The organism is Arthrobacter sp. 05L417 (genome assembly GCF_056397865.1).
Map to the genome: position 1 here is coordinate 20395 of NZ_JBFTOG010000037.1, position 26924 is coordinate 47318.

33 protein-coding genes and 1 pseudogene are annotated in these 26924 nt (G+C 66.9%); 1 reads left to right on the forward strand and 33 read right to left on the reverse strand.

Annotated elements, in window-relative coordinates:
* Nucleotides 1-64: 64 nt before the first annotated feature.
* The 3 genes from AC1DJW_RS21045 to AC1DJW_RS21055 are packed head-to-tail and all read right to left on the reverse strand — an operon-like array spanning nucleotide 65 to nucleotide 2354.
* Nucleotides 65-703, reverse strand: coding sequence for a hypothetical protein (locus AC1DJW_RS21045; protein WP_256248800.1), 639 nt, complete (start codon nucleotides 701-703; stop codon nucleotides 65-67).
* Nucleotides 700-1821: a hypothetical protein gene (locus AC1DJW_RS21050; protein WP_476902408.1), complete on the reverse strand. Its 1122-nt coding sequence runs from the start codon at nucleotides 1819-1821 to the stop codon at nucleotides 700-702. The genes AC1DJW_RS21045 and AC1DJW_RS21050 overlap by 4 nt, the downstream gene beginning before the upstream one ends.
* Nucleotides 1821-2354 carry a hypothetical protein gene (locus tag AC1DJW_RS21055; RefSeq protein WP_476902409.1) on the reverse strand — a complete coding sequence of 178 codons (534 nt, stop codon included), beginning with the start codon at nucleotides 2352-2354 and terminating at the stop codon, nucleotides 1821-1823. The genes AC1DJW_RS21050 and AC1DJW_RS21055 overlap by 1 nt, the downstream gene beginning before the upstream one ends.
* 346 nt (nucleotides 2355-2700) lie before the next feature.
* Here AC1DJW_RS21055 and AC1DJW_RS21060 point away from each other — a divergent pair, with 346 nt between their 5' ends.
* The gene (locus AC1DJW_RS21060) at nucleotides 2701-3690 is read left to right on the forward strand and encodes a hypothetical protein (protein WP_476902410.1); all 990 of its coding nucleotides are present in this window, start codon (nucleotides 2701-2703) and stop codon (nucleotides 3688-3690) included.
* Between the two features lie 20 nt (nucleotides 3691-3710).
* Here AC1DJW_RS21060 and AC1DJW_RS21065 read toward each other — a convergent pair whose 3' ends face one another.
* The 30 genes and pseudogenes from AC1DJW_RS21065 to AC1DJW_RS21210 all read right to left on the reverse strand — a co-directional run bounded on the left by AC1DJW_RS21065 (nucleotide 3711) and on the right by AC1DJW_RS21210 (nucleotide 26910).
* Nucleotides 3711-4370: a methyltransferase gene (locus tag AC1DJW_RS21065; protein WP_476902411.1), complete on the reverse strand. Its 660-nt coding sequence runs from the start codon at nucleotides 4368-4370 to the stop codon at nucleotides 3711-3713.
* A gap of 177 nt (nucleotides 4371-4547) precedes the next feature.
* On the reverse strand, nucleotides 4548-4766 hold the full coding sequence (locus AC1DJW_RS21070; protein WP_476902412.1) for a hypothetical protein: 219 nt from the start codon (nucleotides 4764-4766) through the stop codon (nucleotides 4548-4550).
* 101 nt (nucleotides 4767-4867) lie between these two features.
* Entirely contained in the window at nucleotides 4868-5122 is a 255-nt protein-coding gene (locus tag AC1DJW_RS21075) for a hypothetical protein (protein ID WP_476902413.1), read from the reverse strand.
* Nucleotides 5119-6416, reverse strand: a pseudogene (locus tag AC1DJW_RS21080) (replication-associated recombination protein A). The gene AC1DJW_RS21075 and the pseudogene AC1DJW_RS21080 overlap by 4 nt, the downstream one beginning before the upstream one ends.
* 3 nt (nucleotides 6417-6419) lie before the next feature.
* Complete coding sequence (locus AC1DJW_RS21085) at nucleotides 6420-6872, reverse strand: hypothetical protein (RefSeq protein ID WP_142938869.1); 453 nt, start codon at nucleotides 6870-6872, stop codon at nucleotides 6420-6422.
* Between the two features lie 29 nt (nucleotides 6873-6901).
* Nucleotides 6902-7216, reverse strand: coding sequence for a hypothetical protein (locus tag AC1DJW_RS21090; RefSeq protein WP_476902414.1), 315 nt, complete (start codon nucleotides 7214-7216; stop codon nucleotides 6902-6904).
* Between the two features lie 29 nt (nucleotides 7217-7245).
* Nucleotides 7246-7656 carry a WhiB family transcriptional regulator gene (locus tag AC1DJW_RS21095; protein WP_476902415.1) on the reverse strand — a complete coding sequence of 137 codons (411 nt, stop codon included), beginning with the start codon at nucleotides 7654-7656 and terminating at the stop codon, nucleotides 7246-7248.
* 202 nt (nucleotides 7657-7858) lie between these two features.
* Nucleotides 7859-8203, reverse strand: coding sequence for a hypothetical protein (locus tag AC1DJW_RS21100; protein WP_071416432.1), 345 nt, complete (start codon nucleotides 8201-8203; stop codon nucleotides 7859-7861).
* The gene (locus AC1DJW_RS21105; RefSeq protein WP_476902416.1) at nucleotides 8200-8730 is read right to left on the reverse strand and encodes a hypothetical protein; all 531 of its coding nucleotides are present in this window, start codon (nucleotides 8728-8730) and stop codon (nucleotides 8200-8202) included. The genes AC1DJW_RS21100 and AC1DJW_RS21105 overlap by 4 nt, the downstream gene beginning before the upstream one ends.
* On the reverse strand, nucleotides 8685-9026 hold the full coding sequence (locus AC1DJW_RS21110; protein ID WP_056387525.1) for a glutaredoxin family protein: 342 nt from the start codon (nucleotides 9024-9026) through the stop codon (nucleotides 8685-8687). The genes AC1DJW_RS21105 and AC1DJW_RS21110 overlap by 46 nt, the downstream gene beginning before the upstream one ends.
* Before the next feature lie 59 nt (nucleotides 9027-9085).
* The gene (locus AC1DJW_RS21115) at nucleotides 9086-9616 is read right to left on the reverse strand and encodes a hypothetical protein (protein ID WP_133830757.1); all 531 of its coding nucleotides are present in this window, start codon (nucleotides 9614-9616) and stop codon (nucleotides 9086-9088) included.
* Nucleotides 9617-9762: 146 nt separating this feature from the next.
* Entirely contained in the window at nucleotides 9763-10032 is a 270-nt protein-coding gene (locus AC1DJW_RS21120; protein WP_476902417.1) for a hypothetical protein, read from the reverse strand.
* Nucleotides 10029-10229 (reverse strand): hypothetical protein, encoded by a 201-nt coding sequence (locus AC1DJW_RS21125; protein ID WP_056387535.1) that lies wholly within the window; start codon nucleotides 10227-10229, stop codon nucleotides 10029-10031. Before AC1DJW_RS21125 ends, AC1DJW_RS21120 begins: the two co-directional genes overlap by 4 nt.
* The gene (locus tag AC1DJW_RS21130; protein ID WP_476902418.1) at nucleotides 10226-10543 is read right to left on the reverse strand and encodes a hypothetical protein; all 318 of its coding nucleotides are present in this window, start codon (nucleotides 10541-10543) and stop codon (nucleotides 10226-10228) included. Before AC1DJW_RS21130 ends, AC1DJW_RS21125 begins: the two co-directional genes overlap by 4 nt.
* Before the next feature lie 104 nt (nucleotides 10544-10647).
* The gene (locus AC1DJW_RS21135; protein ID WP_056387540.1) at nucleotides 10648-11166 is read right to left on the reverse strand and encodes a hypothetical protein; all 519 of its coding nucleotides are present in this window, start codon (nucleotides 11164-11166) and stop codon (nucleotides 10648-10650) included.
* 89 nt (nucleotides 11167-11255) lie between these two features.
* Nucleotides 11256-11555: a hypothetical protein gene (locus AC1DJW_RS21140; RefSeq protein ID WP_142938863.1), complete on the reverse strand. Its 300-nt coding sequence runs from the start codon at nucleotides 11553-11555 to the stop codon at nucleotides 11256-11258.
* A complete protein-coding gene (locus tag AC1DJW_RS21145) occupies nucleotides 11552-11725 on the reverse strand; it encodes a hypothetical protein (RefSeq protein WP_156400143.1) in 174 nt (57 codons plus the stop codon). The genes AC1DJW_RS21140 and AC1DJW_RS21145 overlap by 4 nt, the downstream gene beginning before the upstream one ends.
* A gap of 202 nt (nucleotides 11726-11927) precedes the next feature.
* A complete protein-coding gene (locus tag AC1DJW_RS21150) occupies nucleotides 11928-12662 on the reverse strand; it encodes an HD domain-containing protein (RefSeq protein ID WP_476902419.1) in 735 nt (244 codons plus the stop codon).
* Between the two features lie 126 nt (nucleotides 12663-12788).
* On the reverse strand, nucleotides 12789-13004 hold the full coding sequence (locus AC1DJW_RS21155; RefSeq protein ID WP_476902420.1) for a hypothetical protein: 216 nt from the start codon (nucleotides 13002-13004) through the stop codon (nucleotides 12789-12791).
* 98 nt (nucleotides 13005-13102) lie between these two features.
* Nucleotides 13103-14971: an SNF2-related protein gene (locus AC1DJW_RS21160; protein WP_476902421.1), complete on the reverse strand. Its 1869-nt coding sequence runs from the start codon at nucleotides 14969-14971 to the stop codon at nucleotides 13103-13105.
* 39 nt (nucleotides 14972-15010) lie between these two features.
* Nucleotides 15011-15169: a hypothetical protein gene (locus tag AC1DJW_RS21165; RefSeq protein ID WP_476902422.1), complete on the reverse strand. Its 159-nt coding sequence runs from the start codon at nucleotides 15167-15169 to the stop codon at nucleotides 15011-15013.
* Nucleotides 15162-15797: a dATP/dGTP diphosphohydrolase domain-containing protein gene (locus AC1DJW_RS21170; protein WP_476902423.1), complete on the reverse strand. Its 636-nt coding sequence runs from the start codon at nucleotides 15795-15797 to the stop codon at nucleotides 15162-15164. Before AC1DJW_RS21170 ends, AC1DJW_RS21165 begins: the two co-directional genes overlap by 8 nt.
* Entirely contained in the window at nucleotides 15794-16123 is a 330-nt protein-coding gene (locus AC1DJW_RS21175; RefSeq protein WP_476902424.1) for a VRR-NUC domain-containing protein, read from the reverse strand. The genes AC1DJW_RS21170 and AC1DJW_RS21175 overlap by 4 nt, the downstream gene beginning before the upstream one ends.
* Before the next feature lie 6 nt (nucleotides 16124-16129).
* A complete protein-coding gene (locus AC1DJW_RS21180) occupies nucleotides 16130-16579 on the reverse strand; it encodes a hypothetical protein (RefSeq protein ID WP_476902425.1) in 450 nt (149 codons plus the stop codon).
* Nucleotides 16580-16744: 165 nt separating this feature from the next.
* The gene (locus AC1DJW_RS21185) at nucleotides 16745-19969 is read right to left on the reverse strand and encodes a hypothetical protein (RefSeq protein WP_476902426.1); all 3225 of its coding nucleotides are present in this window, start codon (nucleotides 19967-19969) and stop codon (nucleotides 16745-16747) included.
* A 298-nt stretch (nucleotides 19970-20267) separates the two neighbouring features.
* Entirely contained in the window at nucleotides 20268-20504 is a 237-nt protein-coding gene (locus AC1DJW_RS21190; RefSeq protein ID WP_476902427.1) for a hypothetical protein, read from the reverse strand.
* A gap of 7 nt (nucleotides 20505-20511) precedes the next feature.
* Nucleotides 20512-22440 carry a DNA primase family protein gene (locus AC1DJW_RS21195; protein ID WP_476902428.1) on the reverse strand — a complete coding sequence of 643 codons (1929 nt, stop codon included), beginning with the start codon at nucleotides 22438-22440 and terminating at the stop codon, nucleotides 20512-20514.
* Nucleotides 22441-23559: 1119 nt separating this feature from the next.
* Entirely contained in the window at nucleotides 23560-23970 is a 411-nt protein-coding gene (locus AC1DJW_RS21200; protein WP_056387565.1) for a hypothetical protein, read from the reverse strand.
* 170 nt (nucleotides 23971-24140) lie between these two features.
* Nucleotides 24141-24965, reverse strand: a complete 825-nt coding sequence (locus AC1DJW_RS21205) for a lysostaphin resistance A-like protein (RefSeq protein WP_476902429.1) — start codon at nucleotides 24963-24965, stop codon at nucleotides 24141-24143.
* Nucleotides 24966-24984: 19 nt separating this feature from the next.
* Nucleotides 24985-26910: a DHH family phosphoesterase gene (locus tag AC1DJW_RS21210; RefSeq protein ID WP_476902430.1), complete on the reverse strand. Its 1926-nt coding sequence runs from the start codon at nucleotides 26908-26910 to the stop codon at nucleotides 24985-24987.
* Between the last annotated feature and the right edge of the window lie 14 nt (nucleotides 26911-26924).

Below are 26924 nucleotides of genomic sequence, written 5' to 3' on the forward strand. Positions count from 1 at the left end.
GTGGAAGATCTTCCAATGCGGTGGCATCGGCACATTTCCGGTTGCGCCGGAGCAGCGGGCAGTCCTAGCCGGCCGTGGGCATGTACGCACTGGCTCCGAGCATCACGGCGGCCGCCAGGCCGGATCCGAGTGTGAGCTCGAGGCGTGTGTGGTGCTTTAGCTTCAGCCGGGCGAAGGCGACCACGGGCAGCAGGGTTGGGAGGGCGAGCAGCCACCAGGGCGAGAGCAGCATCGCCGCGAGGACGACGAGGGAGGTGAAGCAGAACGCGTGCATGGAGACTTTCGGTCCCAGGAGGGTCACTCCCCCGGCAAGGACGAGCCCGGCAACCATCGTCGGCAGGATCCACAGCAGCGTGGGCGGTGCGTCCAGCAGCACCGCCGTTGCCATGCCTCCAAGCACAGACGCCACGCAGACCAGGAAGACCCACCAGCGTTGATCGCGCCGGGTGACGTGTCGGTCGGTAAGCTGCTCGCGCCGCACCGCGACATGGATGGTTGCTGTCGGGATCACTGCGCAGAAAGAGCCGATCAGGATGCCCCATCCGAGACCAACCCATGTATGCGGGTGGCCTGTGACGCCGCAGAGGACGCAGATGAGGAATACGGACACAGCGGGCGCGAACACGTCACTGAGGATCCGGGCGGCCCGGGTCGCAGGATCGCCGGCCGCGGGGATGCGGATTTTCGTTCCGTTCCCGGTCATCGCCCGTCCGTCCCATTCATGGCACTCATCGCCACTCGGATCTCGTAGAGGCTCTGCACAGAGGCGGCCAGGGTTTCGTCGTCTTTCAGCTTGAGCGTGCGGAGCCGGCTCAGGGCGAGTGTGAACCACCCAAGGCTGGGAACGGCGTTCTCGCCGCTGAGATGGCGCACCAGCCCCGCCGACAGGTGCGGATCCTCGGGGTGCTGCCTGTGCAGGGGTTCCAGTGCGGGGTCGTGGTCCTCGCGGATGAGTCTGAGCGCGTCGTGGGTTTCGATGGTGAGCCTTGAGAGCGTCATCAGCTGATCGAACCCCTGCCTGTCTTCAGGCGGAAGCTTTACGTCGGGATGAAGAGTGGTGGTCGTTCGCCACAGAGGTACGACGACCTCGTGCGCGAGGCGGAGCGCGAGCCTCACCTGCGTTTCTATGCTGATGCGGCGGATGACCCCTGTTGCGAGTCCCAGGAAGAAGAAGCTGACAACGGTGACGAGGAGTTGTGTCCTCAGTTCAGTTCCGCCGACGACCGGACTGCCAAAGAGGTCCAGGAGTGATGAGCCGATGAACAGGGCAGATCCGATGGCCCCCGTAAAGACGAATGCAATCGGAAGGCGGGCGGAGAAGGGTTGGTTCTTCTGCGTCATGGTCCGCCAACAGCCGACGGCAACTACGGCCGTTGCCGCGGCGAATGCAGAGAGGTACAGGAAGTTGTAGGAGATCAGTGCCCAGGCCTGGCTGTGGGCAAGGGCGGCGTCGATGTCGACCCGGTCGTAGATAGTGCCGTCGGTATGGACGGGGATGAACCACACCAGCACGGCCTCGCCCAGGGCGATGATCCCGGCGAAGAGGTAGATGAACCGGGTTGCACGTCGTGAAAGCGGAGTCGCGCGGAACGTGAGGATGAGCAGCACCACGGATACCTGGGCGGTCAGGATGGCAAGGCGCTTGAGGAGGTCGACGGCAGGTCCGTCTAAGGGAGGCTCCATGCCGCGGCAGACCGTGGCGATGAAGAGCGCGACACAGGTGACCCTGAGAAGGTTGACCCGGCGTCGGCGTCCTTGGTACAGGGCGGAGACGATGATGATCAGGCCCATGGTGATACCGACAATGATGATCTCAGTCATCAGATCTCACCGTCCTCGTTTGATCCGGACAGGAAGGCGAGCACCTCGCTCTGCTCCTCGGATGTCCGCCGCCGACGGTGCAGGGCCTCCATCAGTCGCATGCCGGTTGTCTCGGCCCGCTTTTCCACGGGGTTGTCGAACATGCTGCGCAAGTGCGTGCAGTCGGTGTCTGCACGGACGTCGCCGTGCAGGATGTGGGCGTACTCGTGAAGGATCGTCTGCTCCTTGTTGAGGGGCGGGAGTTCGGGGTCGTAGAAAACGTGGGCTACTCGTCCGATTACAGTGGTGAGGCCGCTGACCTCGTGGTGGCGCATTTCGTCAGGGATGGGCCGGATCACGATCCCGAGGCCACATGCTGCGGCGATGGCTTTGCCGAGGGCCTCGAGAGTGGTCTCAGACGGCCAGTCGAATGCGTCGAACTGATGGCGGTCCGGGTCGCAGCGCGCAGGCTGGTTACCGTGACGGCCGGAGGACCGGCGCAGGTGCGCGAAGAGCCGGATAGGCTCGACAAGAGTCGAAATGAAGGCAGGCATCAGCGATCCTCTGTAATGAAGAGAAAAGAGACACCGCCAGTCGTTTGCCAACGAAGGGGTTCGAGTCTCGTAACTTGGTTGTAAAGGATATTATCGCATGGCGGGGATCAGCGTGACGGAATTGTCTCAAGCACGACAGCCTGAGGGCAGCGCACGGGTGATCGGCGCAACCCGTCCCATCGGCGGGTCGACAGGCCCGACATCAACGATCCCGGTATTAGGAGGCGTCTAGCCTGTGGGAGCATATTTCGACGTTGGATCATGGGGCCTGTTTTGCGGCCAGGACGGCAAGCAGCTTGTGCTGGTCGGCGGCCAACCCTGCGGTCCAAGTTCGGCCAGAAAGCAGATGCGACGGATCCCGAGGGAACTGCTGCTGGAGGAGGACAGGCTCGCCCAGGTTTACCGGACCAAGACAGGCATCGCGGAGAAGGTGTTGCACGACGGCCAGGAGTGGTCCGTGGTCGTGCAGCCCAAACTGTCACCCCGCTCCGGAAGCGTCGTCGGCGCATTCGCCCTCGTTTTGCCGGCGGGGGCGGCCATCCCGGAGCGGCCTTTGGTCGGCGGCTGGGAGTGGGAGATCGAGCTGGACGGAAACCTCCAGCCCACACAGCAGCGACGCACCTACTGGGACCGGGCGCTTTACGACATTTATGCGGTGGAGCCCGGCGTGGACCAGCAAAGCCGGGGTTACTGGCAGGCAGGCGAATGGGCCAACGAACTCATCAGCAAGTCGGATCAGATGCGCGTCAACAGCTTGGTCCGGGACGGTATTCAGGAAGGCCTGACCGGCGTGGGCGAGATGGGCGTTACGGGCACCATCCGCTGCCTGACCTACGACGTGGTCACCGGGTACGGCTCCGAATCGCGGGGACGCAGGCACCTGCGGCTGGTCGGCCAGATCGTGCCCGTCAAGCCGGGCGATGAGAAGATCCTGATCCAGGGCTTCAGCTACGAGGTGCCGGATTCATTCCATGACATGGCGTTCGTGCGGGACGTCAAGGCCGGGCGTGTGGACGACGTACTGCGGGGTGTCATGTCACTGACGCGCGAGCCGATGGCCGTTGTCGACGTCGAGACCTTGGAACTGCTGATGACCTCGACCTCGTGGCGCGAGGGCGGCTTCCGCCATGTCGGCGGTCTGGGCCAGTTCACAGTCGACAACTGCGGCGAGGTGCAGGCCTTCATTCGTGCCGCTGCGGAGGACACCGAGAACTCACGGTACATGCAGGTGGACCTGCGCCGGAGCGACGGTTCGGTCCAATCCATCGGGATGACGGTCCTGGGTGTGCGCTCCGGCGTGCAGGGACGGGATGCGGTGCTCCGGCTGGATCTTTAGGCGCTCGGGAGTTTTCTCCTTCAGCGGCGTGGTTCGCGCGCGCTGAACACCGCGACGGTTCCCACGACGTTGACCTGGACTTCCCGGAAGGCACCTTCCAGCGCTGCCCGTAGGCCCTCGGCGTCATCCTGGCGGTTGTGGAAGATCCCGAGCCGGTTGTAGAGCGCCATGAGGCCCTTGCCTCCAAGGTTGTGCCGTACGCCGCTGCCCAGGATGGTCGCACCGAACAGAACTCCGTCGTCAGCGAGCCTCTCGGCAAGATGGCCGAAGGCTGCGCCCTTGTCGGCCCAGGTGCCGGGGACGCAGTGGAACAGGTAGTTCACGCCGATTGAGTCGAACAGGCCGATGTCTTCCGGGAGGGGTTCGAGCACGTTGGCGACCAGACGGCTGTGTGTGACGCCGACGATCCTGGCGGAGGCGCTGTCGAGGCTGTTGGAGTTGAGATCCATCAGCACGACGTCTGCGTCCTCGCGCATCTGCGCGTTTGCGAGATACCAGCCCGTGCCGGGCCCGACGTCCAGGTGGCGGCGTCCAAGGAGGCGGTCGTACTGGGCCAACATCAGTACGCTTGGGCAGCGCCAGGCCAATGAGTTGGAGAGCCGGACGACCACAAAGTCGTAGATCCCGAGGATCGGCTTACTGTAGACGCCAGCGCCGCGGCGCACTTCCTGGTCGTTCATTCAAGGGAACCTATCGATCGTTGGTACGTGTGCAAGGGAACGGAGACACTGGCGGCGCTGGTACGCAGCGCTCCTTGCGAAAGGCCGCCGGTCTCCGGCGCGCGCTTCGTGCGAATCGGTTCAATATGTGATCCTAGTGGAATCTGTTCCACTGTAGAAGTCGCGCCGACACCCGTGTCAGGGCAGGATGACCTCGCGTGAGGCAAGGTCGGAGAGGGTGGCCGGATCCGGGACAGAAGTGTCGAGGCAGTCCTCCTTGCAGAGCGAGTCGATGAGCGTGTGGGACCCCCTCGCCCGACGGGCCTCGTCCGGCGAGGCGAAGACCACCGCCGCATTCGGATGGTGCCGGCGGTTGAGCAGGACATATCCCAACTGCCCGGGCTCCCCCCGCTGCATGCGCAGCAGGTCCAGGCGCAGCCGGGCGTGGGCCTCGACCGTCGATGCCCAGCTCCCTCGACAGCCGCTCGTCGACGCTCCCGCTGGGGTCAGGGGTCCGGTCAGGCATGGGAAGTCGATCCTTCCTGGTCCGATCCGCTCCTGTGCTGCGGGCAGAGCGTTGGCCCGACGGACCACCCGCGCCCGGCGAGCACGGCAGTGATATCTTCGTCGGTCATGTGTGCGCTGCCCTCGACGCGCTCCCTGGCACTGCAGGTAAAGTCGTCGCCGATGCACTTGACGAGGGCGTACTCCGGTCCGCGGTCGTGGTCGGCCAGGATGGCTCCCAGCGCGGGCGGCATGTGGTTGGCGCTCATGGCTGCTCTCCCATCTCGTCAGTGATCCGGCGGATTCCCGCCAGGCGGTTGGCGACCGTTTGCTCGAAGCCATTGGCGGTCGGCCTGTAGTACTGGGTGCCGAGGGCCCGGTCGGGCAGGTGTTGCTGGGCCACGACGCCGTGCTCGTGGTCGTGCGGGTAGAGGTAGCCCTGGCCGTGCCCGAGGCCCTTCGCACCCGGGTAGTGCGCGTCGCGCAGGTGCACCGGCACGCTCCCGGTCCGGCCGCGCCGACGTCTTCCAGCGCTTGGTCGATGCCGCGGATGACGGCCGGCGACTTGGGGGCCGTGGCGATTGCGACAGTTGCCTGAGCGAGGTTGAGCCGTGCCTCGGGCATACCGATCAGCTGGACTGCCTGGGCGGCGGCCACTGCAATGCCCAGCACCGAGGGGTCGGCCATGCCGACGTCCTCGGAGGCGTGCACCACCAAGCGCCGTGCGATGAACCTCGGGTCCTCCCCTGCCTCGATCATCCGGGCCAGCCAGTGCAGGGCCGCATCCGGGTCGCTGCCTCTCATGCTCTTGATGAATGCGCTGACGACGTCGTAGTGCTGGTCGCCATCGCGGTCGTAACGCTGCAGCGCAGCGCCGGTGACCTGCTCCAGCACCTCGCGGTCGACGACGCTCTTGCCTGCGGCCTGCGCAGTTGCGACAGCGGTCTCCAGCCGGTTCAGCGCCTGGCGGACGTCGCCGCTGGACAGCCCTGCAATGATCTGCAGCGCGGGGTCGGCGAACCCGATCCCGGTGGCTGAGAGGACCGGGTCCTCCTCTAGGGCACGCGAGAGCAGGTTCACGACCTCGCCGTCCTCCACAGGGCGTAGGACCAGCAGGATTGAGCGCGAGACCAGTGCCGAGTTGACCGAGAAGCTCGGGTTCTCGGTGGTCGCGCCGATGAGCGAGATGACCCCGGCCTCCACGGCGGGCAGGAGGACGTCCTGCTGCGCCTTGGAGAAGCGGTGGATCTCGTCAATGAACACGAGCGTCTGGAGGTCGTCGTCGAGGGCCTTCTGGGCTCCGGCGAGCGTTTTGCGGACATCGGCTACGCCGGCGCTGGTCGCAGAGAGCTCGACGAAGCGGCGGCTGGTTTGGCGGGCGATCACCGAGGCGATGGTAGTCTTGCCGACGCCGGGCGGACCCCAGAGCAGGACCGAGGTCGCACCCTCGCCCTGGGCGAGCAGCTCGAGCGGCGAGCCGGGAAAGACCAGGTGCTCCTGGCCCACGATCTGGTCGAGGGAGGTGGGCCGCATGCGGGCGGCCAGGGGTTGGATGGCACTCATGGTCTACTCCTTGTTTGGTTCGAGGCGGGCGATCTCGGCCTCGACCCGGGCTTCTTCGCTCTGTGCCGCGGCGGTGCGCGCCCTGGCCTCGGCGAGCCGGGCACGCGCCTCGCGCAGCGCCTGCGCGTCCGACATGGCCTCGACGGCGTGGATCGCTTCGAGCACCGGTGCGGCTGCGTACGAGGGCACCCGGACGCTGATCTGCAAGTAGAAGTCGTCACCGTCAGATGCGTGACCGACGCTGGGCGGCCGGCCGAACGCTGTCGTGCACTCCTCGTTCTTGCGCGTGTGGATCCGGCCGGCGAAGACCTGGGCGGCGGTCACGCTGCAGTCCGCGACGGCGGCGTGGATGGCCCGGAGCACCGGCTCGACGAGCTGGGTGTCGGTGCGCTGCTGTGGATTGACGGTCGGCAGGAGTCCGGGGTCGAGGTGGCTGTCTTCGATGCGGGGGTGCATGGTTGCTCCTTTTGCGGCGGGGGTGGCCATCAGCAATCGATGCGCGTGAACGGGCCGGAGTTGTGGACGAACAAGGCGATGATCGGCGCGTACCGGGCGTCGCGGTGTACGCCGCCGGCGTCGGTCCAGCCGCCTTGGGCGTCGAGAGTCCAGCGGTCGCCCGTTGCGTCGAAGTACTCTCCCGGCTCGGCCGGGAGCCGATGCTGTTTCACCATCCGGCGGAGCTTGCGGTCAATGGCGGCGCGTTTCCTGGCCGGCATGGGCGCGCCTGTAGTCCGTTCAGGGGGATAGGCGTCCCCGGGCAGCAGGTTCTGCTGCCTGAAGCGGCGCGGGAACAGTGGCATGGCGGTCCTTTCAATTGACGGTGCTGCGCTCAGGCGGAGACGGCGTCCTCCCGCTCCTTGTGCCGGGCGAGCACCCGGTAGACGGTGCGGTCGGTGACCTCGGCCATGTCGGCGATGGTCCGGGGGTCGATCCCTCTGCCGGCCATCGCGACGATGAGGGTGTCGCGTTCCTGCTTTTGCGCCTGGGCGGCGCTACGGTGTGCCACCGGTGAAGTCTTGATAAGGCGGTCGCGTTCGGCGGTGCTGAGTCCGCCCCAGATGCCGAAGCGCTCGTCGGCTCTCAACGCGTAATCCAGGCACTGTGCGCGCACCCCGCACTGGGCACAGACCTTCTTGGCGTCGGTGGTGTTGCCGCCCTCCTCCGGGAAGAACGCGTCGGGGTCTGTTTCTGCGCACAGGGCATCCCTGCGCCACTTCTCGTCGGGGTCCTCGCCGCTCATGACGGTGCGGCCGGGAGGCGGGTGTTCTGCTGTGCGTGCACCGTGGCTCCTCCTAGAAGTTGTCGTGCGTGTGTCGGTACTTCGTTCTCGGGGTGTGCGGGCACAGAGCCCCGGAGGATCCCATTCCTCCGGGGCTCTGTGCGCGAGGCTTCCGTCCTGTACTCCGGGGCGGCTGCGCCGCGCGCTGCTCCCGCTGTTCCTTTTAGTCACTGAAAAGGTGCGCGAAGTGTTCGTCGCTGAGGTCAATCTCGACACGCTGGCCCTCACGAGAGACCGTGAAGACGCAGCCCTCGTCAGCACTGGGCTGCCATGGTCCGCGCTGGAAGACCTCCCGCCAGACCTTGCTGGCGGCCTCAGCGGGCGATGCAGCATCCTGGTCGATCGTCCATCCGACGAGGTACTCCTCGCTGCCGGTGCCCTCAAACGGGTCGAGCTGATCCCGGGGGAAGACCTGGTCGAGCGCACGCTCGAAGTCTTCCCGGGTGGTGTCGCCGCCGGACACAGCTCCGCGGACGAGGTCGGCAAGGCTGTCGATGTGCAGGCTCATGGGGTTGCTCCCTGGGTTTTGGTTCGGGTGGGGTCTGCTGCGACCAGCGCGGCGATGAGCTCGAGGTCGTCTCCGGTGTCGGGGTCGATGAGGGTCCCGGCGGATCCGATGTCGGCCAGCGGCTGCTCGTGCGTCTTGCCTGCCGTGTCCCGGTAGACGAGCGTCACGCCGGACAGGTCCACGGCCGTGGTGCTTACCGGGGAGGACTCGGAGGCCTCGAACGCCGGCACGATCGCCTCGATGAGCGCGATGAGGTGCTGTACCTCTGCTTTCCGTTCGAGCAGCGCCTTGCGCTGGAGTGCGCGCTGCTCGAACCGGGCCAGGTGCGCGTCGCAGCAGGTGTCGGTCTTGTCGGGTTCGTCCTTGGGATAGGACAGCAGGTAGTGGTCCGTCTCGACGGATTTGTCGACGAGCGTATCGAGCAGGATGTCGGCCTGCCGGGCGGTGATGCTGAGGCCGAGGCGCTGCTGCGCCGCTGCCATCAGGACGCCGCCTTCCGGTCCTCCGGGACGATGCCCTTGGTGCACAGCCGGACGAGGGCGGTGAGCATGTCCTGGCGGTGCCCGCCCCAGTGGACGGTGCGGCCGGAGGCCAGCTTGACGACGATCACGGGTGCCTGGGCATATCCGAGGTCTTCGGTGATGTGGCGGTGGTTTTCATCGCCCTGCTCGATGTCGATTTTGGTGTACTGCATCGCGGGCTGCTGCCGATCGAACAGGCTCTTGGCCTTGTCGCAGTTGGGGCACTCCGCCGGCCCGTAGATGGTGATTTTCGGCGCGGTGTGGGCGGTCCGGGGCAGGTCGCCGATCGTGGTGGGGGTCATGGGACTTGGTTTCCTTCTCTCCCCTGCTGGGGGTCGTTGTGGTGTGGAGGCCCTGGCTCTCAGACGTCGGGCTCCAGGTCGAACAGCCCGGGCTGGGCCACACGCTCGCGCAGCTGCCGGGCGGGTTCCTCGCCGAGGCGCTCGACGGCCTTGTCCAGGTCGCGGTAGGCCTCGGACTCGCCGAGTCCACCCATGGCCTCGATCTGGAAGTACAGCTCGGCGAGCTCCCGCTCGCTCAGGCGGTGGCCGAGCACCTCGGGGGCAGCGAGGTCGGTGTACGAGGCGCTGTAGCCCAGCTCCCAGTCGGACTCGGTCTGCTGCTCGGCTGTAAAGGCCACGAGGATGCCGTGGTCGGGCACGAGCGCGCCGACGAGCAGGTCCGCCAGCTGGTCCGGTGTCGGGCTCCACGGCTGCGCCTGCTGGAGGACTGCGCGGACCTTGGTCCGCAGCACTGAGTCGGCGTACAGCCCGGGCTTCCCGCACGGGCAGGTGCCCGCGAGGGGGCCGCGATCGATGGGCACCCAGAGCCCGTGGTCGTGCTCGAGGTGTTGGTCGGCGTCGTGCCGGGCGATGGCTGCTGGTGTCGACATGACCGTGCTGTGCTGCCAGCTGCACCCGATGCACGCCATGCCGTCTGCGCGCTGCTGGCCGTAGACGTAGACCTCGTGCTTGCCGGGGTGCTTGGCGCGCTTGCCGTCCGGCGTCGCGTCGACCCACCAGTCGGGCAGGGGCGCGTTCACGGCTTCACGTCCTTGGCTGTGCTGTGCATCTCGGCGAGATGGGCGATGGTGCGCCGGCGGAGCCCGTCGTAAAGCGCCCAGAAGGCGTCGTCGCGCCCGGCGAGCTCGTGTATCCAGCTGTTGATCTGTCCGTCCGGGAGCGCTGCGATCTCCGCCGCCTGCTCCGGGTCGAGGCCGTGGGCCTCCGGGGCCTCCCGCAGCTCGGCGCGCAGTGACTCTGCGTCGAGCGCGATTCCGGTTGCGGGCCCTCGGTTGTTGTCGGTCATGGGTGGTCTCCTCGGTGTCGCTGCTGGTCGCGGATCGCCTGTCGCTCCCGCTCGCGGCGGGTGCCCTTGCGGGGCTTGGGGGTGTGCCGCTGCGTCGCACTGGACTTGCGGAGTTCCCGCATCCAGTGCGCCTGTTCGGGATTCGCCGACGGCCGGAAGCCCTCGGTGGAGTAGTGCTGCCTGCGCTTTCGGCTCATGGGTTCTTCTCCTCCGCCACGCGGGCGATGTGGCGGGCGCAGCCAGCCGCCCACGTGCGGGCATCGGCGGTCTGCGCGGCGGCCACCGCCTTCGCGGCGCGGTCGGCGTCGATGGGCAGCCGATGCCGGATGAGCAGCGCCAGGGTGACGTCGAGCATCACGGTGCGCTCGTGGTCGCTCAGCTCCGTCTGCTCGGAGTGCTCGTGCACCCCATGGCGTTCGTGCAGGGCACGGTCCGCCCGCGAATCGAGCAGGGTCTGCTCGATCTCAGGGACGAGCTCTTCTGCGGTGGTCGTGGTGGTCTGGGGCGTCATGCGGTTCTTTCCGCCGGGCCGCTTGGCCCGGGATCGAGGAGCCCCGTCGCGCCGCCGTCCCACAGGGACCCGGCCGCGGCGAGGCTGCGGTCGTGTGGTCTGGGTCAGTCCTTCGAGCCGTCGCGGAACTGGAGGTACTCCCGCAGGGTCGGCGCGTCCGCGCCGGGAAGCGAGATCCGGTCGAGGGCTCCGTACAGGTCCTCGTCTCCGATCAGCTCGCCCTCGTGGGCGACGACGGCTTGCGCCAGGCGGACCAGCAGGACCTTCATCTCCTCGGCGCGCTCCTCGTCGGCGGTCCGCAGGCGCTTGATGTCGATGAGGCGCTTCTCGCAGAGGCTCTTGAGGTAGAGCGCGCCCTTGCGCCACTCGAGGAACTCGATCAGCTGTGTGCTGTGATCCAGCGGGGACAGCCGCCAGATCTCGGCGTCGTCCTGGCGGAATGAGAGCTGCTGGTCGATGCTTGAGGCGGTGGTCTTCAGCCAGTGCTCGGTTTGGTTGAGGCCGGCCGGCGTGGTGGTGACCTCGGCCCAGACTGCGTCATCGCGCAGGCAGCTGCGCATCACGGCGTCGAGCGGGTCCTGCAGGCGTGGAGGTGCGGGGCGGGCGGTGGTCGTCATGGTCATGGCGGATGTCCTCGTCGGTCGTGTCGTTGATGGTCTGCGGAGCGTCGGCCCCGACAGCGCGCCCGTGGCGCTGGTTGTGGAATTAGGTCTCAGTTCCTGGTGCCGAAGCGCAGGTCGGGCCAGATGGGCTCGACCGAGACGCGCAGCAGCTGGATACGGGGGTCGCGGTCCTTGGCGCGTTTCCAGGCGCGGCGAACGGCTGCGGCCTTGTTCCGGGCCTTCTTCTGGTCGTCGAACGGCCCAATCAGGTGCGAGTAGGTCTGGGGGCTGGCGGACTTCAGGCTCTCGGCCTGCATCATCACCACGACGCCGTAGCCGTTGGCCTCCTCGGCCACCAGGTCCTCCCAGGAATCGTAGGTGCGTTCGGTCTGCGTGCTGTACGCCTTCATGGCGAGACCTCCTGGTCGTCGTGACGGATGTCGATGGGCCGCTCCCAGAGCGGCATCCCGTCCTCGCCGGTCTCGGCCGAGAACTCGAGGCGGACCTCCGGCTGGTCTATGTGTGCGCCGAAGTCCGACCAGCCCGCAGGCGGGAGCCGGTAGATGGGCTGCTCAGCCATGGGACTCGCTCCTTCTCGTTGTGGTGTCGTGGCAATGAGGGGGGACCGGGCCGGGACCCGACCCCCGGCATCACTGCCCCGGCACCCGGGTCGGCCCTGCCGACCCCGACGCTGTGCCCTCCGGTGACCAGCACCCGCAGGGTGCCGGTCACCGGTCGGTCATGAACCAGCTGCGATGCGTTCCGTCCCGGTCATCCTGGTCTCAGCCATGGGGCTGTTCTCCTGCGTTTCCGGGTTGGGTCTGCCGACGTTCGGCGGCCCAGGGGAGGCGGGAGTCCTGGTCAGCGGAGCACCAGAGCCCGCCAAGCGAGGCGCTGCGGTGGGTGTGGGGCAGGTGGTCCTCCCGGTCTCCGCACAGCCCGACGGGCAGACCGGCCGGGTCTCCAGTCAGCTCGGCGAAGCGCAGGCGGTACTCGAGCTCGGCAGCATCCGGGCTCCAGGCCTGGATCTCGATCCCGAAGGGCTGACCTGGAACCTCCCAGTCCCCCGCCGGCTCGCCCAGCAGCGCCGCGCGCTCGTCGAGCAGGATCCGCGAGTCGGCGTGCTTCACCTCGGCGGGCATGGCGGGGTCGATGCTGAACTTCTGGGCGATGGCGACCATGACGCCGTCCTCGACGGCCCGGTACTCCGGCATGTGAAGCTTCAGCGGGCGGACCATGTCGCCCACGTATGCCTCTGTCGCGTCGTGCAGCAACGCCCAGAGCGCATGCTCCGGGGCGACGAGTCGCGAGAGGAGTACGCAGTGCTCGGCGACGGACATGAACCGGCGGACGTGGCCGTTGTAGCGGCACTGCATGGACAGCGCGTGTGCGATGTCGGCGATGTCCACGTCCTCGGGCCGCGGGTCCAGCGGGTAGAACCGGCGACCCGTGTAGGTCTGCATCCAGTTGCCGCGCGGAACTACGGTCGTGGCGGGCCGGGCTCCGGCTGTGGCCATCCCTGCTCCGTGATGGCGAGTGACGCTCCTTGTCCCCCGGGTGGGGTCGAAGCTGGCCGGCAGCTCGCGGTCGAAGAGCTCCTCGAGCAGCGCGACGTCGGGGTCGACGGGTTCGTGCTCTGCGCTCTAGAGCCAGAGCACGCCGTAGCGTTCCCCGGTCTCGCGCAGCACGACGTCGCGCAGGCCGTCGTCGGTGTTGTCGATCGTGTAGTCCGTGTTCGGCCCGAGGGCCGGTGCGCGCAGCGGCTTCGTTCCGGGCCGCGCCTGCATGGCTTCCCTGGCCTCGGCGGTGAAGCGCACGCGCGCTCCGTCGGGCCAGGCCTGGTGCTTCGGGTCATTCATGGATCAGTCCTCCTCGGGCCGGGTGGCACTGGGGTCGGGGTGGTGCGCCGCGGAGCGCCGGCGTGTGGCTGGCGCTCCGCGGCGTCGGAATGGGTTGGTCAGACCCGTTCGGAGACCCACAGGTCGTTGAGGTCGTCCTGGATCTCCTCCTCGAGGGCGACGAGGATCGCCTCCTCGCCGGACACAGCCGAGATGAGGTCGTCCTGGACCTGCTGCTTCTCTGCCAGGACTCCGGGCATCCGCTCGTCATGAGTGCCCTTGGTGATAATCCGGTGGATCACCACGGGCTTGGTCTGCCCCGTGCGGTAGAGACGGCCGTTGGTCTGCAGGTAGTGCTCGAGCGAGAACGGCAGCGTGTACCAGATCATCGTCGAGCCGCCGTCCTGCAGGTTCAGGCCGTGGCCGGCCGCCGCGGGGTGCAGCAGCATCACCTGGATCTGCTTGGCGTTCCACCGGCGGACCATCTCCCGCGAGCCGTCAAAGACCTGCGCGTCGATGCCCGCCTTCTTGAAGCGCGCCATCAGCTGCTCCAGGTCAGAGCGGAAGTGGTACGCGACCAGCACGGGGTCTCCCCCGCTGTTGCGCACCAGGTACTCGGCCATTTCGAGCTTCTTGTCGTGGATAACCTCGTACTGGCCCTTGGTCGCCGGGTCCTCCGGGTCGGCCGTGTAGAGCGTCCCCGAGGCGAACTGCATCAGTTTGCTGGTGAGGACCGCCTGGTTCTCGGCGACGATCGACTCAACGCTCTGGGTGAGCTTGCCGTCCTCGTCCTGGTAGGTCTTCATGACGTCGAGCACGAGGTCGCGCCTGAACTCCTTGTAGGCCTGCATGAGGTCCGGCGGGAGGGTGACGTTGGCGTCCTGGATCGTCAGGCCCGGCAGGTTGAGGTTGGTGTTCTGCGCGCTCATCACCAGGTGCCTGATGGCCTCATGGATCTCGGCCTCGGCGTTCGGGGTCGGGATCCACTTCGCCGGGGTGGTGGTGCCAGGCACCATCTTCGGGATGAACCACCGGTTGCGGAACTCCGTGATGGTCCGGCCCAGGGCCTCGCCCTGGTCGAGCAGGTAGATCTGGCTCCACAGGTCGTGCAGCCCGTTCGGGCTCGGCGTGCCGGTCAGCTCGATGAGCCGCGTGATGGCCGGGCGGACCGCCTTCAAGGCCTTGAACCGGGCGCTGCTGTGGGACTTGAAGCCCTGCGACTCGTCGATGATCACCGTCTGAAACGGCCAGATGAGGGTGTCCTGTCCGTTGATGGACTGGATCGGCATCTGGTCGACCAGGCCGTAGCGGCACTGCGCGCAGCCGTCGCCGCCGCAGCTGCGACAGTCGTGGCTCTCGCGCTCCAGCGCGCCGCGGGTGACGAGCTCGCTGATCGCCTCCTTGACCGCGGTCTTGGTGGGGGCTTTGGTTCCGGACTGCCCGGCAGCCAGCTGCAGGAAGTGTCCGATCAGCTGCTCCTGGGCCATTGGTCCGATCGTCTCGATGAGCCCGCGCAGCCGCACGGCCTCCGGTGAGATCCCGGCGGCGATGGCATCGCCGGTGGGGTCGCCGGTCAGCTGGAGCAGACGCGCACCCCGGGAGGGCTGGGTCAGCAACTCCTGGTTGACGAAGTACATCGTCGGCGGGTCGGAGAAGACTTCCCGAAAGCGTTCCAGTCGCTTCTCCTTGGGCAGCTTCCGGTCGTTCTCGTTGACGATGAGCGACTTGGTTCGGATCGGGAATCCCCATTTGTCGATCTCGTCGAGCCAGGTCGAGCGAGCGATCGCGATCGGTGCGACGACGAGGATGTGGCCCATCGGCCGGACTGTCTGCAGGACGCTGAGGGTCGAAAGCGTCTTCCCGGCTCCGACACCAAGCCAGGCTCCGGCGAAGGGGCGGCTGACGAGGAAGTCGTGGATCTGCTGCTGGTAGGGCTTGAGCACGATGGGCGCGGGTGACGGCTGCGGTGGTGCGATGGTCGTGGTCATGGTGTGCGGCCTCCTCTCGTCGGTTGTCGGTAGTCGGGATCAGGCATGGAATGCCTCGCGGATAAGGCCCAGGCGGACCTCGGCGTCATCGGCCCGGCGTGTCTGGGCGGCGAGCTCTGCCTCCAGCCCGACGATCCTGCGCTGCAGGGCGGTGACACGCGGGTCCTCACCCAGCGCGGTGCGTACGCGCTCAAGCACCGCTTCGGCAGAGGCATCTCCGACGGCCGCATCGGGTATGGGCGTCGCAAACGGCAAATCTTCCTTGGCCTCGGCGGTCATGTCGTCCTCTGCTTCCTGCCCGGGCTCGGGCGCGATCATCAGGTGTCCCCGGCGGCGGGTGGGCCGGGCCGTCGCGGGCTCCGGCTGGTCTTGTTCCGGTGCATCGGGCTGTGCGGGCGCGTCGACAGGCACGGTCTGGAAGGCCGGCTCCCCGGCCCCGTCGAACGAGACTTCGATGAGCTGGTCCGCAGGCAGGCCCTCGGGCTGGGCGTCGAACCAGCGGGAGAAGGCGGCTGGGTGCTCCCATCCACTGCATGAAGTGGCGGAAGGCGCTGGCGCGGAACTCCTCCATCTCTGCGGCAGTGCTGGCCTGCTCCCAGTCGCGCGAGTCGTACTTGCGCGCTCCACGCTCCACGAGCGCGGCCGTCCTTGTGAGCAGCTGGTCCTGGTAGGGCACCTGAAGCGGTACGAGCAGGTCGAAGCGGGGCTGGCCTGTCTTCACCTCGCGCTGCATGCCGGAGGCGGTGACCCTGCGTGATCCCGAGTCTTTCGTTTCGTAGTCGCGGGCGGCTGTCTCCGGGCCCGCGGCCGTGGCTGTTGCGGTCATGATGCTGCTTTCTGCTGGCTCTCGATCCGGCGGTAACCGAGCACGTGGGTGATGAAGGCGTCGACGGCCTGCTCGTCATCCACGACGTGGATCTCGGCACCGAAACGGCGCATCTTGGCGTGCATGACGCGCTGGCGCTTCTCGAGGTCTCCGCCGGGTCGCTTGACCTCGACGAAGACCGTGCCGGTGGGCGTGAGGACGATTCGGTCGGGGACGCCCCCGCGGGCCGGGGACACGAACTTCAGGCAGAACAGACGGTGCCGGCGGCACTGCGTGAGCAGGTACTGCTCGACGGCCTTCTCCCGCTGGTTCTTCTTCCTCGGCATGGGGGATCAGTCCTCGTCGGTCCCGGCAGCGTCGGAGGCGTCGCCGTCAAGGAAGTGCCCGAAGCCGACGATGTCCTCGTCGTCGATGTAGGCAGCGATGGCGTCCGGGTCGTAGACGAAGCTCGGGTCGTCAGGGTCGACTACGACCCAGCGCTTGGCCGCATTGCCGTAGTTGGAGAAGCCGTCGGTGTCGGCGACGGTCACCAGGCCCTGGTGGGCGAGCTCCTTGAGCCGGGTGCGGATGCCGGAGTCCGAGGAGCGCGGCACCTCGCCGAGGCTGGTGACGACGCGGTCGTGGTCAGCGGCGATGAGCTCGTCGTGGGTGAGCGGGCCCTTCTCGCGGACGATGTCGAGCACGATGGGACGGACGCGGGATGCGCCGAGCGCGGCCTTCACGGCGGCGGCGTAGGAGGTCTCCGGATCAGTGGAACGGACGGGGAGTGTTGACTGGGACATGATGGCCTCTCGTGGTCGTGTCGTGACGAGTCTCAATTGCCTTTCATACTCAATTATGACTCGAAGTGAATGATCTGTGCGGAACCATTCACAATGGTGCACAGAAGTGAACAAGGGGAGCCGCGGCATGCGCGGCCCCCCTCGTTCGGGCGTTGACGGATTGGCTCAGGCGGCCTCGTTCATCCAGTTCTTGGTGAACGTCTCCTCGAGCATCCGGACGTAGGTGTCCAGGTCCAGCGAGGCGATGAGCCGCTCGATCCGGTCGGCCGGCAGCTGGTGCAGATCGTCGTTGACGACGACCATCGACCAGGTCGGGTCAATGGCGTTAATGCGCCGCACCACGACGTCCTGGTCGTCCGGGAGCACGGCGAGCCCGTCCGACATGCTGGCCTCGGCGCGGGAGCGCGCCCAGCCGTGGTGACGCAGCACCTCCAACGCGACCGGGTCGCGCTTGGTCCGGCCGATGTCCTCCTCGCGGCGCTTGGCCTGGCTGGCCGCGGTGACCTTCCAGGCACCGGCGTTGAGCAGGCTCCGGGCGTTCTCGGTACCCTCGCGGACGATGAACACCCGGTTGACCATCTGCAGCACCTGCGGGTCGCGGACGTTGGTCACGTGACCCTGCTCGCTGTACTTCACACCCACGGCGGGGTCCATGGGCTCAGCCGAGAAGGGGTAGGTGATCGAGCCGCGGGAGGCCGCGATAACGTTCTGGAACAACAGGAGCGACCGGATCGGGTCGTCCTCCAGGACCGCCTCCTCGATCACCTTCCGGCCCAGCATCAGGTCGAAGGGCTCCGCGATCGCCGACTCTCCCCTGCTCGCCACCGTCTGCAGGTAGCGGGCCAGGGCGAAGTCGATCACGGCCGGGTGGGCCAGCGACTTCGTCGGAGTCGGGCCCGCGTGGCAGGCCAGCGTGCCGCCACCGGCGGCGATGATCGGACTGTCTGCCACGGACCGCCCCGGCTCCGGGGCCTCCAGCTCCAGGCGGTTGTTCGAGTCCTTGCTGATGAGGAACATCGGCTCAGGTTCGATGTCGACGCCGATGGCCTCCTGCTGCTCGGCGAGCACCCGGTTGTTGGTCGCTTCGTCGAATCCGTTCTCGCCGCCGACGACCGAGTAGAGGCCGTCGGTGTTGGTGGAGATGATCCGCGCCCCGGCCAGGGTCTGGGCCTGTCCGATCCGCCAGCTGAACAGCTGGCCAAGGATGCGCATCGAGATGATGCGGTTGTTCATCCGGATCGGCGTCCGGTGACTTGCGTCGCCTGCGCCCGAGGCCGAGTTGAGGATCAGCTTCGTGCCGTTGCGCAGCACGCCGAGCCCGGCGATCTGAGCCTTCAGCCGCGCAGCTTCAGGGCTGTCGCCCGGAAGCTGCGCCAGCTGCTTCTTCAGCCCCTTGATCTCCTGGCCGTAGCGCTCCTTGTCGAAGAAGATCTTCGCGTAGCGGTCCTCACCCAGCTCGGGGTTCCAGAACGCCCGCATGTTGCGCAGCAGGTTCGGGTAGTAGCTGGTGAAGTCCTCGTGGATCACCAGGCCAGCCGAGGTGCGTGCGAACTTCGTGTGCAGCTTGTCGGAGCCGTCTTCCTTGGCGATGAACAGCTCCGGCTTCTTCTTGGCCGGCTCATCGCGGTAGGCGGCATTGGTGGCCGTGCTGTTGGCGAGTACCACCTTGCCTTCCAGGACACCGCGGTCGGGCAGGACGACGTTCAGCGCCTCCGCCTCGGGCCGCTGGGTGGTCAACAGGTCCGCCGGGCCAGGCACCTGGGCCTGGGCCCGGGCGAGCTGCCCGGCCTGGTCAGGGTCGTCCTTCTTCGGCTTGCGGTACTTGACCTTCTCCGGGTCCGAACCCAGCAGGACCAGCCGCTTGTCGACGAAGGTGCCGTCGGGCAGGCGGAGCATGGCGTGCTGACGCTTGGTTTCGGCCACGAAGTCCTTTGCGTCCGGGAAGGCCTGCGCTGCCCGGATGAGCATCATGGTCTGATCGTTGTGCTCGACCTTCTCGGCGTTGAACACCGACAGGTCGGCTTCGGCCCCATGGATGCCGCCGGTGGAGAACGTGGCGAAGCAGGACGACGGCGAGGCGTCCGCCCGGAAATACGGCACGTTGTTTGGGGTCTTGGGCACATCGCGCAGAGACCGGGCCGGAAGGCTGAACTTGTCGCGGTACTCCTCGGAGTCGTTGAAGTTCTGCCCCTCGATCGAGCGGTAGTACGCCACGACTTGCAGGAACTGCCGGTGGGCCTCGCGCTGGGCTGCAGTTACTTCGGAGTGGGTGGCCGGGTCGGGCGCGACGTTCTCCTCGAAGAAGCGCACGCACTCGTCGAGCACGTTGACCGGCTCGATCCCGCGTTCTTTAGCGACCTCGGGGTGCGGATACACGAAGGACACCGCCTCGATGTCATCCAGTGAGGCGTAGGGTGCGAGGATGCGGCCCACGAACTTTGCCGATGAGGAGTCGACTGCCAGCCGGTCCTTGCGCACCGCACCGTTCTTGGTGAACACCGTTTCGGTGAACTGGGCGAGCAGAGCGGCCTTGAGATCGAAGTTGCTCGCGTACGCCGGGTGCCGGAACAGCTGGGCCAGACCAAGGCAGTCCGAGACGTTGTAGGCCAGCAGCTCATAGAGATCCTCTACCGCCTCGATGCTCGTGTCATGGCTGAGCTTCTCGGATTCCTTGATCTGGCGGCCGAGCATCCCGAGCAGGCGCTTGAGGCTGACCTTGGACTGCAGTTCGTTCAGCCGGGCCACGTCCAGGTGCCGGCCCGAGTGAAGCATGGCGCGGCGGATCTTCCCAGCCGCCCCGTCCCAGCCGAGGTAGCCAGGCATGTACTCGATGTGCTGGGACGAGAAGAGCTGGTCGTTGTGGTCGCGCAGAGTACGGGCCGTGGTCGGCTGAAACGGCCGACCGCTGCCCGGGGCCGGAAACGCCTCGTTGAGGTAGAGCGCGACCATGGTCGTGTCATAGTTCATTGAGTTGTAGCCAGCAAGGAACGGATGCAGTGCCGGGTCGTACTCGGGGTCTGTGTCGCAGACCGGACGCAGCGCCGCGGGGTACCCGCCTGTGTCGGAGTGGTTGCACACCTGGTCGGCGTTCGAGAGGCCCATCAGTTCGGCGAGCCGGAGGCTGCCCCGTTCGCCGCCGAGGTTCCAAAGCTGGACGCTGACCGCGGGCAGCCCCGGGTTGGAGCGGATCACGGTGTCGTAGAGGGCCTGGGGGTCGACGGAGGCGACCAGCGCCGGGTTGTCGGCCAGGAAGAAGATCTCCAGGTCATGGACGGCGCGGCGCGGCCGCGGGGTGTAGGCGCACAGCGTGAAGACGTTCGACAGCGATTCGATGTCGTAGAACGTGAAGAGCGCGGTCTCAGCTGTGACGGGGGTGCGCTGGGTGGTCATGGGTCTGGCCTTTCGGTCGTCACCGGCCGTCACGGCCGGGGTATGCAGTTATCTGGTCGGGGTGCCGGGCGCTGCCGCGGATGGCCTTAGGCGGCGCTTCTTCCTTGTGACGGGCGCGGGGACCGGCCGGGCACCGCGGGCCCATCGACCTCCCACCAGGGAGTAGCCGAAGTGCTCACGCTGGCCGGTGCAGTCGGCGCATTCCTTTCCGGGTGAGACTCCCTCTCCTGCACATCCGTCTTTCCAGTTCGGTTCGTTCGGGTGCGGCTGCGTCATGTCCTGTTTTCCGTTCTTGTCTTCAGTCGATCGGGTTGTGTGGAGAGCGGCGGCGCGGGGCGTCCATCCGGCTGGAGGCCTCAGCCACGAGCCGCCGCTTCTCCTCCGGGTCGGCACTGATCTGCGAGCGGACGATCAGGTTGGTGATCCGCTGTTCGCGGGCGACATCGGCCAGCGCGGTGCTCGCCCTGCCTTGTTGCTTGGCGAGGTCGGTCACCGCCCGGGCGAGCTCGGTGATGGCCCTGGCGATTGTGGTCATGGTCGGATCAGTCCTCTCCTGTGGTGTCCTCGTCGTCGGCGTCCACCTGGGCGGCGGGACCTGTGTGCCGGAGCAGGCCGCGGTAGTTGGCCTGAAGGACCGGCTGCGACTTCTTTTTCGGGTCCGAGCCGCTGTAGTGCGGGTTCATCCACTTCTTCAGCTCGTACTCGGCGATGGTCGTCTCCGGGGTGGCCATCATCTGGCCGGGGCGCATCTTCTTGTTCTTGTCCGGGCAGTGCCACAGCGGGTCAGGCCGCACGATCGCAACCAGGTCCGTGATGAACTGCTTGTTGCTCACCGGCGACCCCGAGGGCGAGACGTCTGCGAACCAGGCCTTGTAGAGGTCATAGGTGAAGGTGAAAGGCACTAGGTCCCACACCAGCCGCTCGCGGAACTCTTCCCAGAAGGCGCGCACGGGGTCGTTGGCCTCCTTGTACTCGGCCAGGACGTCCTTGGTCGCCACCGGCTCGGAGAGCTGGTAGTAGTTGCCCGGGTCGGCTGCGCCGGCGCGGTTGAGCACGTACCAGAGGGCGTACTCCAGGACCTCGCGGCGCTGGAGGTAGTCGTCCTTGATGTACTTGCGCTCCATGCCGGTGAAGCTCTTGTTGAACGGTACGAACAGCTGCCGGCGGTAGAAGCTTTCGGACTTGTCCTTCACGCGCGGGAACTCGTTGAGGCACTGGACCATGAAGCCGAAGAACTGGTAGGCGATCGGCATCCGGTACTTCCGGTTGATCTGGATGACGTCGTTGGTGACGATCGCCTTCAGGTTGGCCGCTTTGTCGATGAAGGTGCCCACGTCGTTCTCGTCGACGATGATCGCGTTGGCGCGCACGAGCGGCTCGAGCGCGAAGTCCTTGCCGAAGTCGCTCAGCGGGATCGAGGTGTGCGAGCGTGGCCCGCACAGGTTGCGCATGAGCGAGCACAGCGTGCCCTTGCCGTTGTTGCCCTGTTCTGAATAGAACCAGGCAGTCTTACCCCAGCTGACGTGCGGCCGGATGATCGCGCCGATGACCTCCCAGAGCAGCTCGGGGATACCCTCCTCGTCGGAGAGCTCGCGGATCCAGGACTCGATGTCCCAGACCGAGCCGTCGACAGGGTGGACAATCACCGGGTTGTCCGGGTCTTCGACGTAGTCGATGTGGCACTTGGCCAGGAACACCAGTGCCGGGTCGAAGGGTACGAGCGACTTGGGTTCGAAGTGGAAGGCCTTGCCGCCCTCATGGATGTCCCGGGCCTCGCGGCCGTAGTGGAACACGCCGTTGTTCACGGCGATGAGGTCTCTGTGGCTGCACTGGTGCCGGCGCGGGCTGTCCTCGCGGAGTACTGCCAGGACCTCGGCGAACTCCTTGAGTGTCAGCTGCGTGTTGTAACGGCGTGCCGTGGTGCGGATGTCGTCCTCGCTGGTGGTGTACGTGCCGCGGCCCGGGCCGGTGGCCTGGTACATCGCCAGCAGGTCGTACTCGCGGTCAGTGTCCTTGGCGCTGGGGGCGATGCGGATCACGTGGTGCAGACTCAACAGGATTTGCGCCACTTGCCAGTAGGTCAGGTGCCGGGCCAGGGGCAGCTTCTCGGCAGCCACCTTGGTTTTGCTGTTCTCGGCCTTGGAGACGCCGTTCACGATCGCGAGCAGCTGCTTCTCGAGCAGGCGCGGTGCCGGCGGGTCTGACGGGTCGATCAGCTGGAGGTAGACCTCGGTCGCGCGCGTGACTATTTCGTTTTGCGGGGCGATGTCGCCGCCGTCGGCGAAGTACGTCATGACCTCGGTGAAGGCGTCGGCGACAGGGTTGGTCGAGGGGGTGTCGAAGTCCTCGTCGAAGACGGGCGTTGGGTCGTCAGGAGTCGTCATGCTGCTGTCTTTCTCGATCGCGTCGAGTACCTGCCGGCAATGAGTGGGAAGCCGATTGGTCTCGTAATCGAATAGGAACGTGCTCACGACTCTATGCCATCCGAATGGTCTTTCGCAACGAGTCGACTGATAGCCGACTCATGGTCCGACAGAGGTCCCGGGTGGTACCCGGGTGGGGCTCGGAGGGGTCGCGCGCGAGACCCGGAGGCCACGGCGACACGACGAGAGCGTGCGGTCTGGAATGAGAAACAGCGGCTCCGGGGGCGTATGCCCCACGGAGCCGCTGGCTTCTCGTGCTCGAGCACTCCCCCGCGGGCGGCGTGAGCCGCCCGACCCCCTGGTCGGGGTTCGGGGAGTTCTTCCGACCGGCCGGCCGGGAACCTCCAGAGCTGGGATCCGGCTGCAGCAGCGAGCCGGTATACCCCCTATGGATATCGGAAGGTGTACCACTTGACGTGGTACACCTGTTTCCCCTGGTCAGTCGGGATTTCAGGACTTCTCCAAACGGGGTGTACCACATGGAGATTTGCACGTGGTACAGGCGTTTGCCCTGGTCAGACGGGCTTTATATACCCCCTGTACCACTTGTACCACTAAATAAAGACTAGATATACGCGCATGGGGACAAGAGCTCTTACTGGCTGGATGACCGATCGGAGGCGTCCTTCGCGCACATATGTAAACGCTCGGAATCTGGTGGTACTCGTGGTACACCTGCCGAAAACGCTGATCTACTAAGGCAAAACGGCGTACCACGTCCGCTCGGGCACGTGGTACAGACTCCCTCGGCCGCGGTCGCCTGACCCGCCGTTTGAGCAGGCCAGCACTGGGATCGGGACGTGTACCACGACACGTGGTACACCTCGGCGCTGCGTCCTCCCGCGCAGCGGAACATCAGGCCCTGACGGCCCTGACGGGAGCGATCGCGATGGGTCCGGCGTCCTGGTCGACCGGGCTTCCGAGTGATACCGAGTGATTCCGAGACAGACCTTCGAATGGTCGCCGGAATGGGATGCCAACTGCATTGCACATGATGAATCGACACTGATAGAGTGGGCATTGGTGTTAGGGCCAGGAACCGTCACCAGGCGTTGTTGTCACAGGAACGTGAAAACAGAAAGGCCGGAGAAGCATCCCCGTGGGAAGGGAGCTCTCCGGCCTTTCTGCGCGATCACGCTGGTGCGAGGCCCAGGGTGCGCCGGCCGCCTAGAAGGCGGCCGCGCTGCGGCCTCGCCGGTATCCCGCATTGGGGGACTCGGGTATGTGGGCACGGACCCGGTGGCCGTCCTCGACGGCGTACAGGATCTCGTAGGTGATGGAGACGTTGCGGTTGCAGGGCATCACACCCTGCCTCCGGCGCATCTCGAGCTTGCGGAAGCCGGCGACGGACTCGGCGCGTTCGAAGAAGCGGGCGAGCATCTCGCGGGCGCGTTCGTGCGCCTGCTCCGCCGTGCGGCCGCTGGTGCTCATGGTGAAGAAGTGCATGGACCCTCGATCGAAGGTCGGCCTCTCACCGGTGTCGAAGTCGCTGGCGAACCGCGCACGGCGCACTTCGCTGCCGCTGGGGCGCACGAGCCGGCCTTGCGCGTCATACGCGCACTTGTTGACGACTGCCATGGTGGATCCACCTCCTCTCAGGTCTGGCTGACGAAAATCCTTCAGCCAATCCCCCGGTGACCGGATCACCCCGGTCACCCGAGAGCAGGCCCTCCGGAGCGACCGTCGGCCCACGGCCGAAAGGTCGCCCGGAGGGCACCAGCGTCAGTCCTGCACATTGAGCCCGGCCGCTATGCGGCCTGTGGTTCGCTTTCCCTGCCTTCTTCCCCGCCGGCCTCCCTGTCGTCTTGTGCAGGCCCGGGCGCGGGTGCCGCCATGCGGTACACCGCCAGGGCGCACGCGAGGAACCCCGCGGTCATCAGCAGCGCTGAGACAGGGTTCGCCAGTGCGCCCAGCAGCTGGGCGGGGACAAGGACGGCCGCCAGGTTGAAGGCCAGGTGGAGCAGCACGCACGGCCACAGGACGCGGGTGCGTTCGTAGACCAGCGCCAGCAGCACCGCCAGGGGCAGCGTGGCAGCAAATTGGACGACGTTGGCGTGCAGCAGGCTGAAGCCCGCGGCGGTGACGAGCACCGCCGCGACGATGCCGACCCTGCGCCGCAGTAGCGGGTAGAGCAGGCCGCGGAAAAGCATCTCCTCGGCCACCGGCGCTGCCACCAGTGCGAGCAGGAGTGCCACGACGGGACCGGCGTCTGTCCTGGCTCGGGTCGATTCATCGAATCCCGCCGAGCCGCCCAGGGTATAGAGCCACAGGGCCAGGGACTGGCCGGCGAAGAACGCCAGAGCCAGGCATCCAAGCACCGTTCGGGTAAAGCGCGGTGTTCCGGACATCGGTCGGACCGTTGGCGCGTTGGCGAACCACCGGGGCCGGAAGAGCCTGGCAGCGCCGACGAGCAGCGCCACCAGGCCTCCGAGCACCGCCGTACCCAGGACGGGCTCGCCGACCACGGAAACTACGGCAAGGCCAAGTCCCAGGTAGGCGGCGAGCACGCCGAGGGGCACGAGGACACACCACGCGATGGAGACGAGCCGGGACTTGATGGGTGGAGCGGGCATCCCCGCCTCCTTTCCGTGGTCAGACAGACGCGGGGATCTGCTCTTCGATGACGGCCTGGACGCGGGTCTCGCCCCGGAAGGTGTTTAGCTGCAGCTTCGCGATGAAACGCAGCGTTCCGACCTCGGTGCGGCTGGCCGACCGCGTCAGAGCCAAAATCTCCGGCTCCTTCTCCTCGGCGACGTTCCACCACAGGCAGGACAGCCCGGACCTGGTGACCAGCCGCAGGTGCTTCTTGCACAGGCGGCACACGCGGTAGCCGCGGGCGTTGGTCATCAGGTTGGCGTCGGTGCGCTCATGGCCGCAGTCAGTATCGGAACCGATCCGGTCCACCCGCAGCCCGAGGGGCTCGACAGCGATTTCGACCACCGGCTCGACGAAGCCGTGGCCGAAGGGCCGCAGCGCTTCCACACGCCGGACGAAGCCGACCAGAGGCTCCAGGTCGTCCAGGCCAGCATCGCAGTCCCGGTCCGGGCCCAGGACCAGGTCGGCCCGGCGCTCATCCTGGACGACAGCCAGCAGGGCAACCTGCGTGGCCTCCCGCAATGCTTCGACCAGACCGTCGAGCAGTTCCGCCCGGTCGACCTTGACGCCGCAGGCCTGCTGGTGGCCGATGGCGCGCATGCCGTCCTGGTGCTCGAGCGTGTCGATGATGCCGAACCACGACGGTGCCCGGCCGGAGCCTCCGACGTAGTCATCCGGCCCGGCGGGACGGTTGAGCACGACGACCGGGTGGCCGTGGCGCTCCATCAGCCGGTTGGCGAGCAGACCGTACATGCCCGGGTAAGCCTCGGAGAAGTAGACCCAGGGGGCCAGCGGCTGATCACCCTCCTCGAGCTCCCGGGTGTGGACCTCGACAAGCTCCTTGCGGCTCTCGTTGGTCGCGATGACCTGGTGTGCCGCCTCGAGCATCAAGTCCTGGTCAGGCGCGGTGAACACGCCGAAGCACGGTGCGAGCGGGTCGCCCGTGCGGCGCGGGGAGTTCATCGCCGGCGCGAGGTAGAACCCGTAGAAGCCCTCGTCGATGCTGTCGATGTCGCGGACCTTGCCTGCCTGGCCGAAAGCCTTCAGCAGGACCGCGAAGCCCTCGAAGGCCCGGACGAAGGCCGGGTGGTGCGGGTCGACGCGCAGCAGCTGCATCAGCGTCGACTGCCCGACGTCGATCGCCTCGGGGTCCGGGTCGAAGCCCCAGGGGGTCGGGACCGTGCGCGGCGCGGGCGCGTACAGCAGCCGTGCGATGGACAGCGAGTCGCGCACCAGCTGCCGGTTCTCGTACAGCACGGGCATGACGTCGGAGACGGTGCCCAGGCCGGCGAACAGGCGCAGCAGGCGGATCTCCCAGAGCTTCTCCGGCCGGTGGACGCGGGCATAGGCCTCCAACACCTGGTAGAGCACGTGCGCGCCGCAGATGCCGGTGTTGGCGTAGGTCTCGTCCATCCGACAGGGGTCGACGGTGACGTCGGCGCTCGAACCGGGTTCGAGCTCCTCGTGGTGGTCGGTGACCAGGGTCTTCCATCCCAGAGCCCGGGCGGCGGCGATCCCGCGGTGGGAGTTCACTCCCCCGTCGCAGGTCAGCAGGACCTTGGTGTCCGGCCACGTCGCGGCGATCTCTGCGATGTCCTCGGGCGTGAGGTCGTGGCCGCGGCGGTAGTCGGGCACGTGCAGCTCGACGTCGAAGCCGAGCTCTGACAGTCCGGCGTAGCCGAGCACACCGGAGGAGATCCCGTCCATGTCGAAGTCAGGGGCGATGGTGACCTTGTGGCCGGCGGCCCGGGCGTCTTCCAGGGCCTCGACCATCTCGGCCAGGCCCAGGAGCTCGTCGTGTTCAGCTGATTCGATCTCGCGGAGGTACTCGTCGGTCCAGCCGCGGCGCTGGCACATCAGGGCGAACAGGTCGACGCCGTCGCCCGTCAGCGGATGGTCGTCGACGGTCTGGAGAATGGTCATGGTGGGGGGCCTCT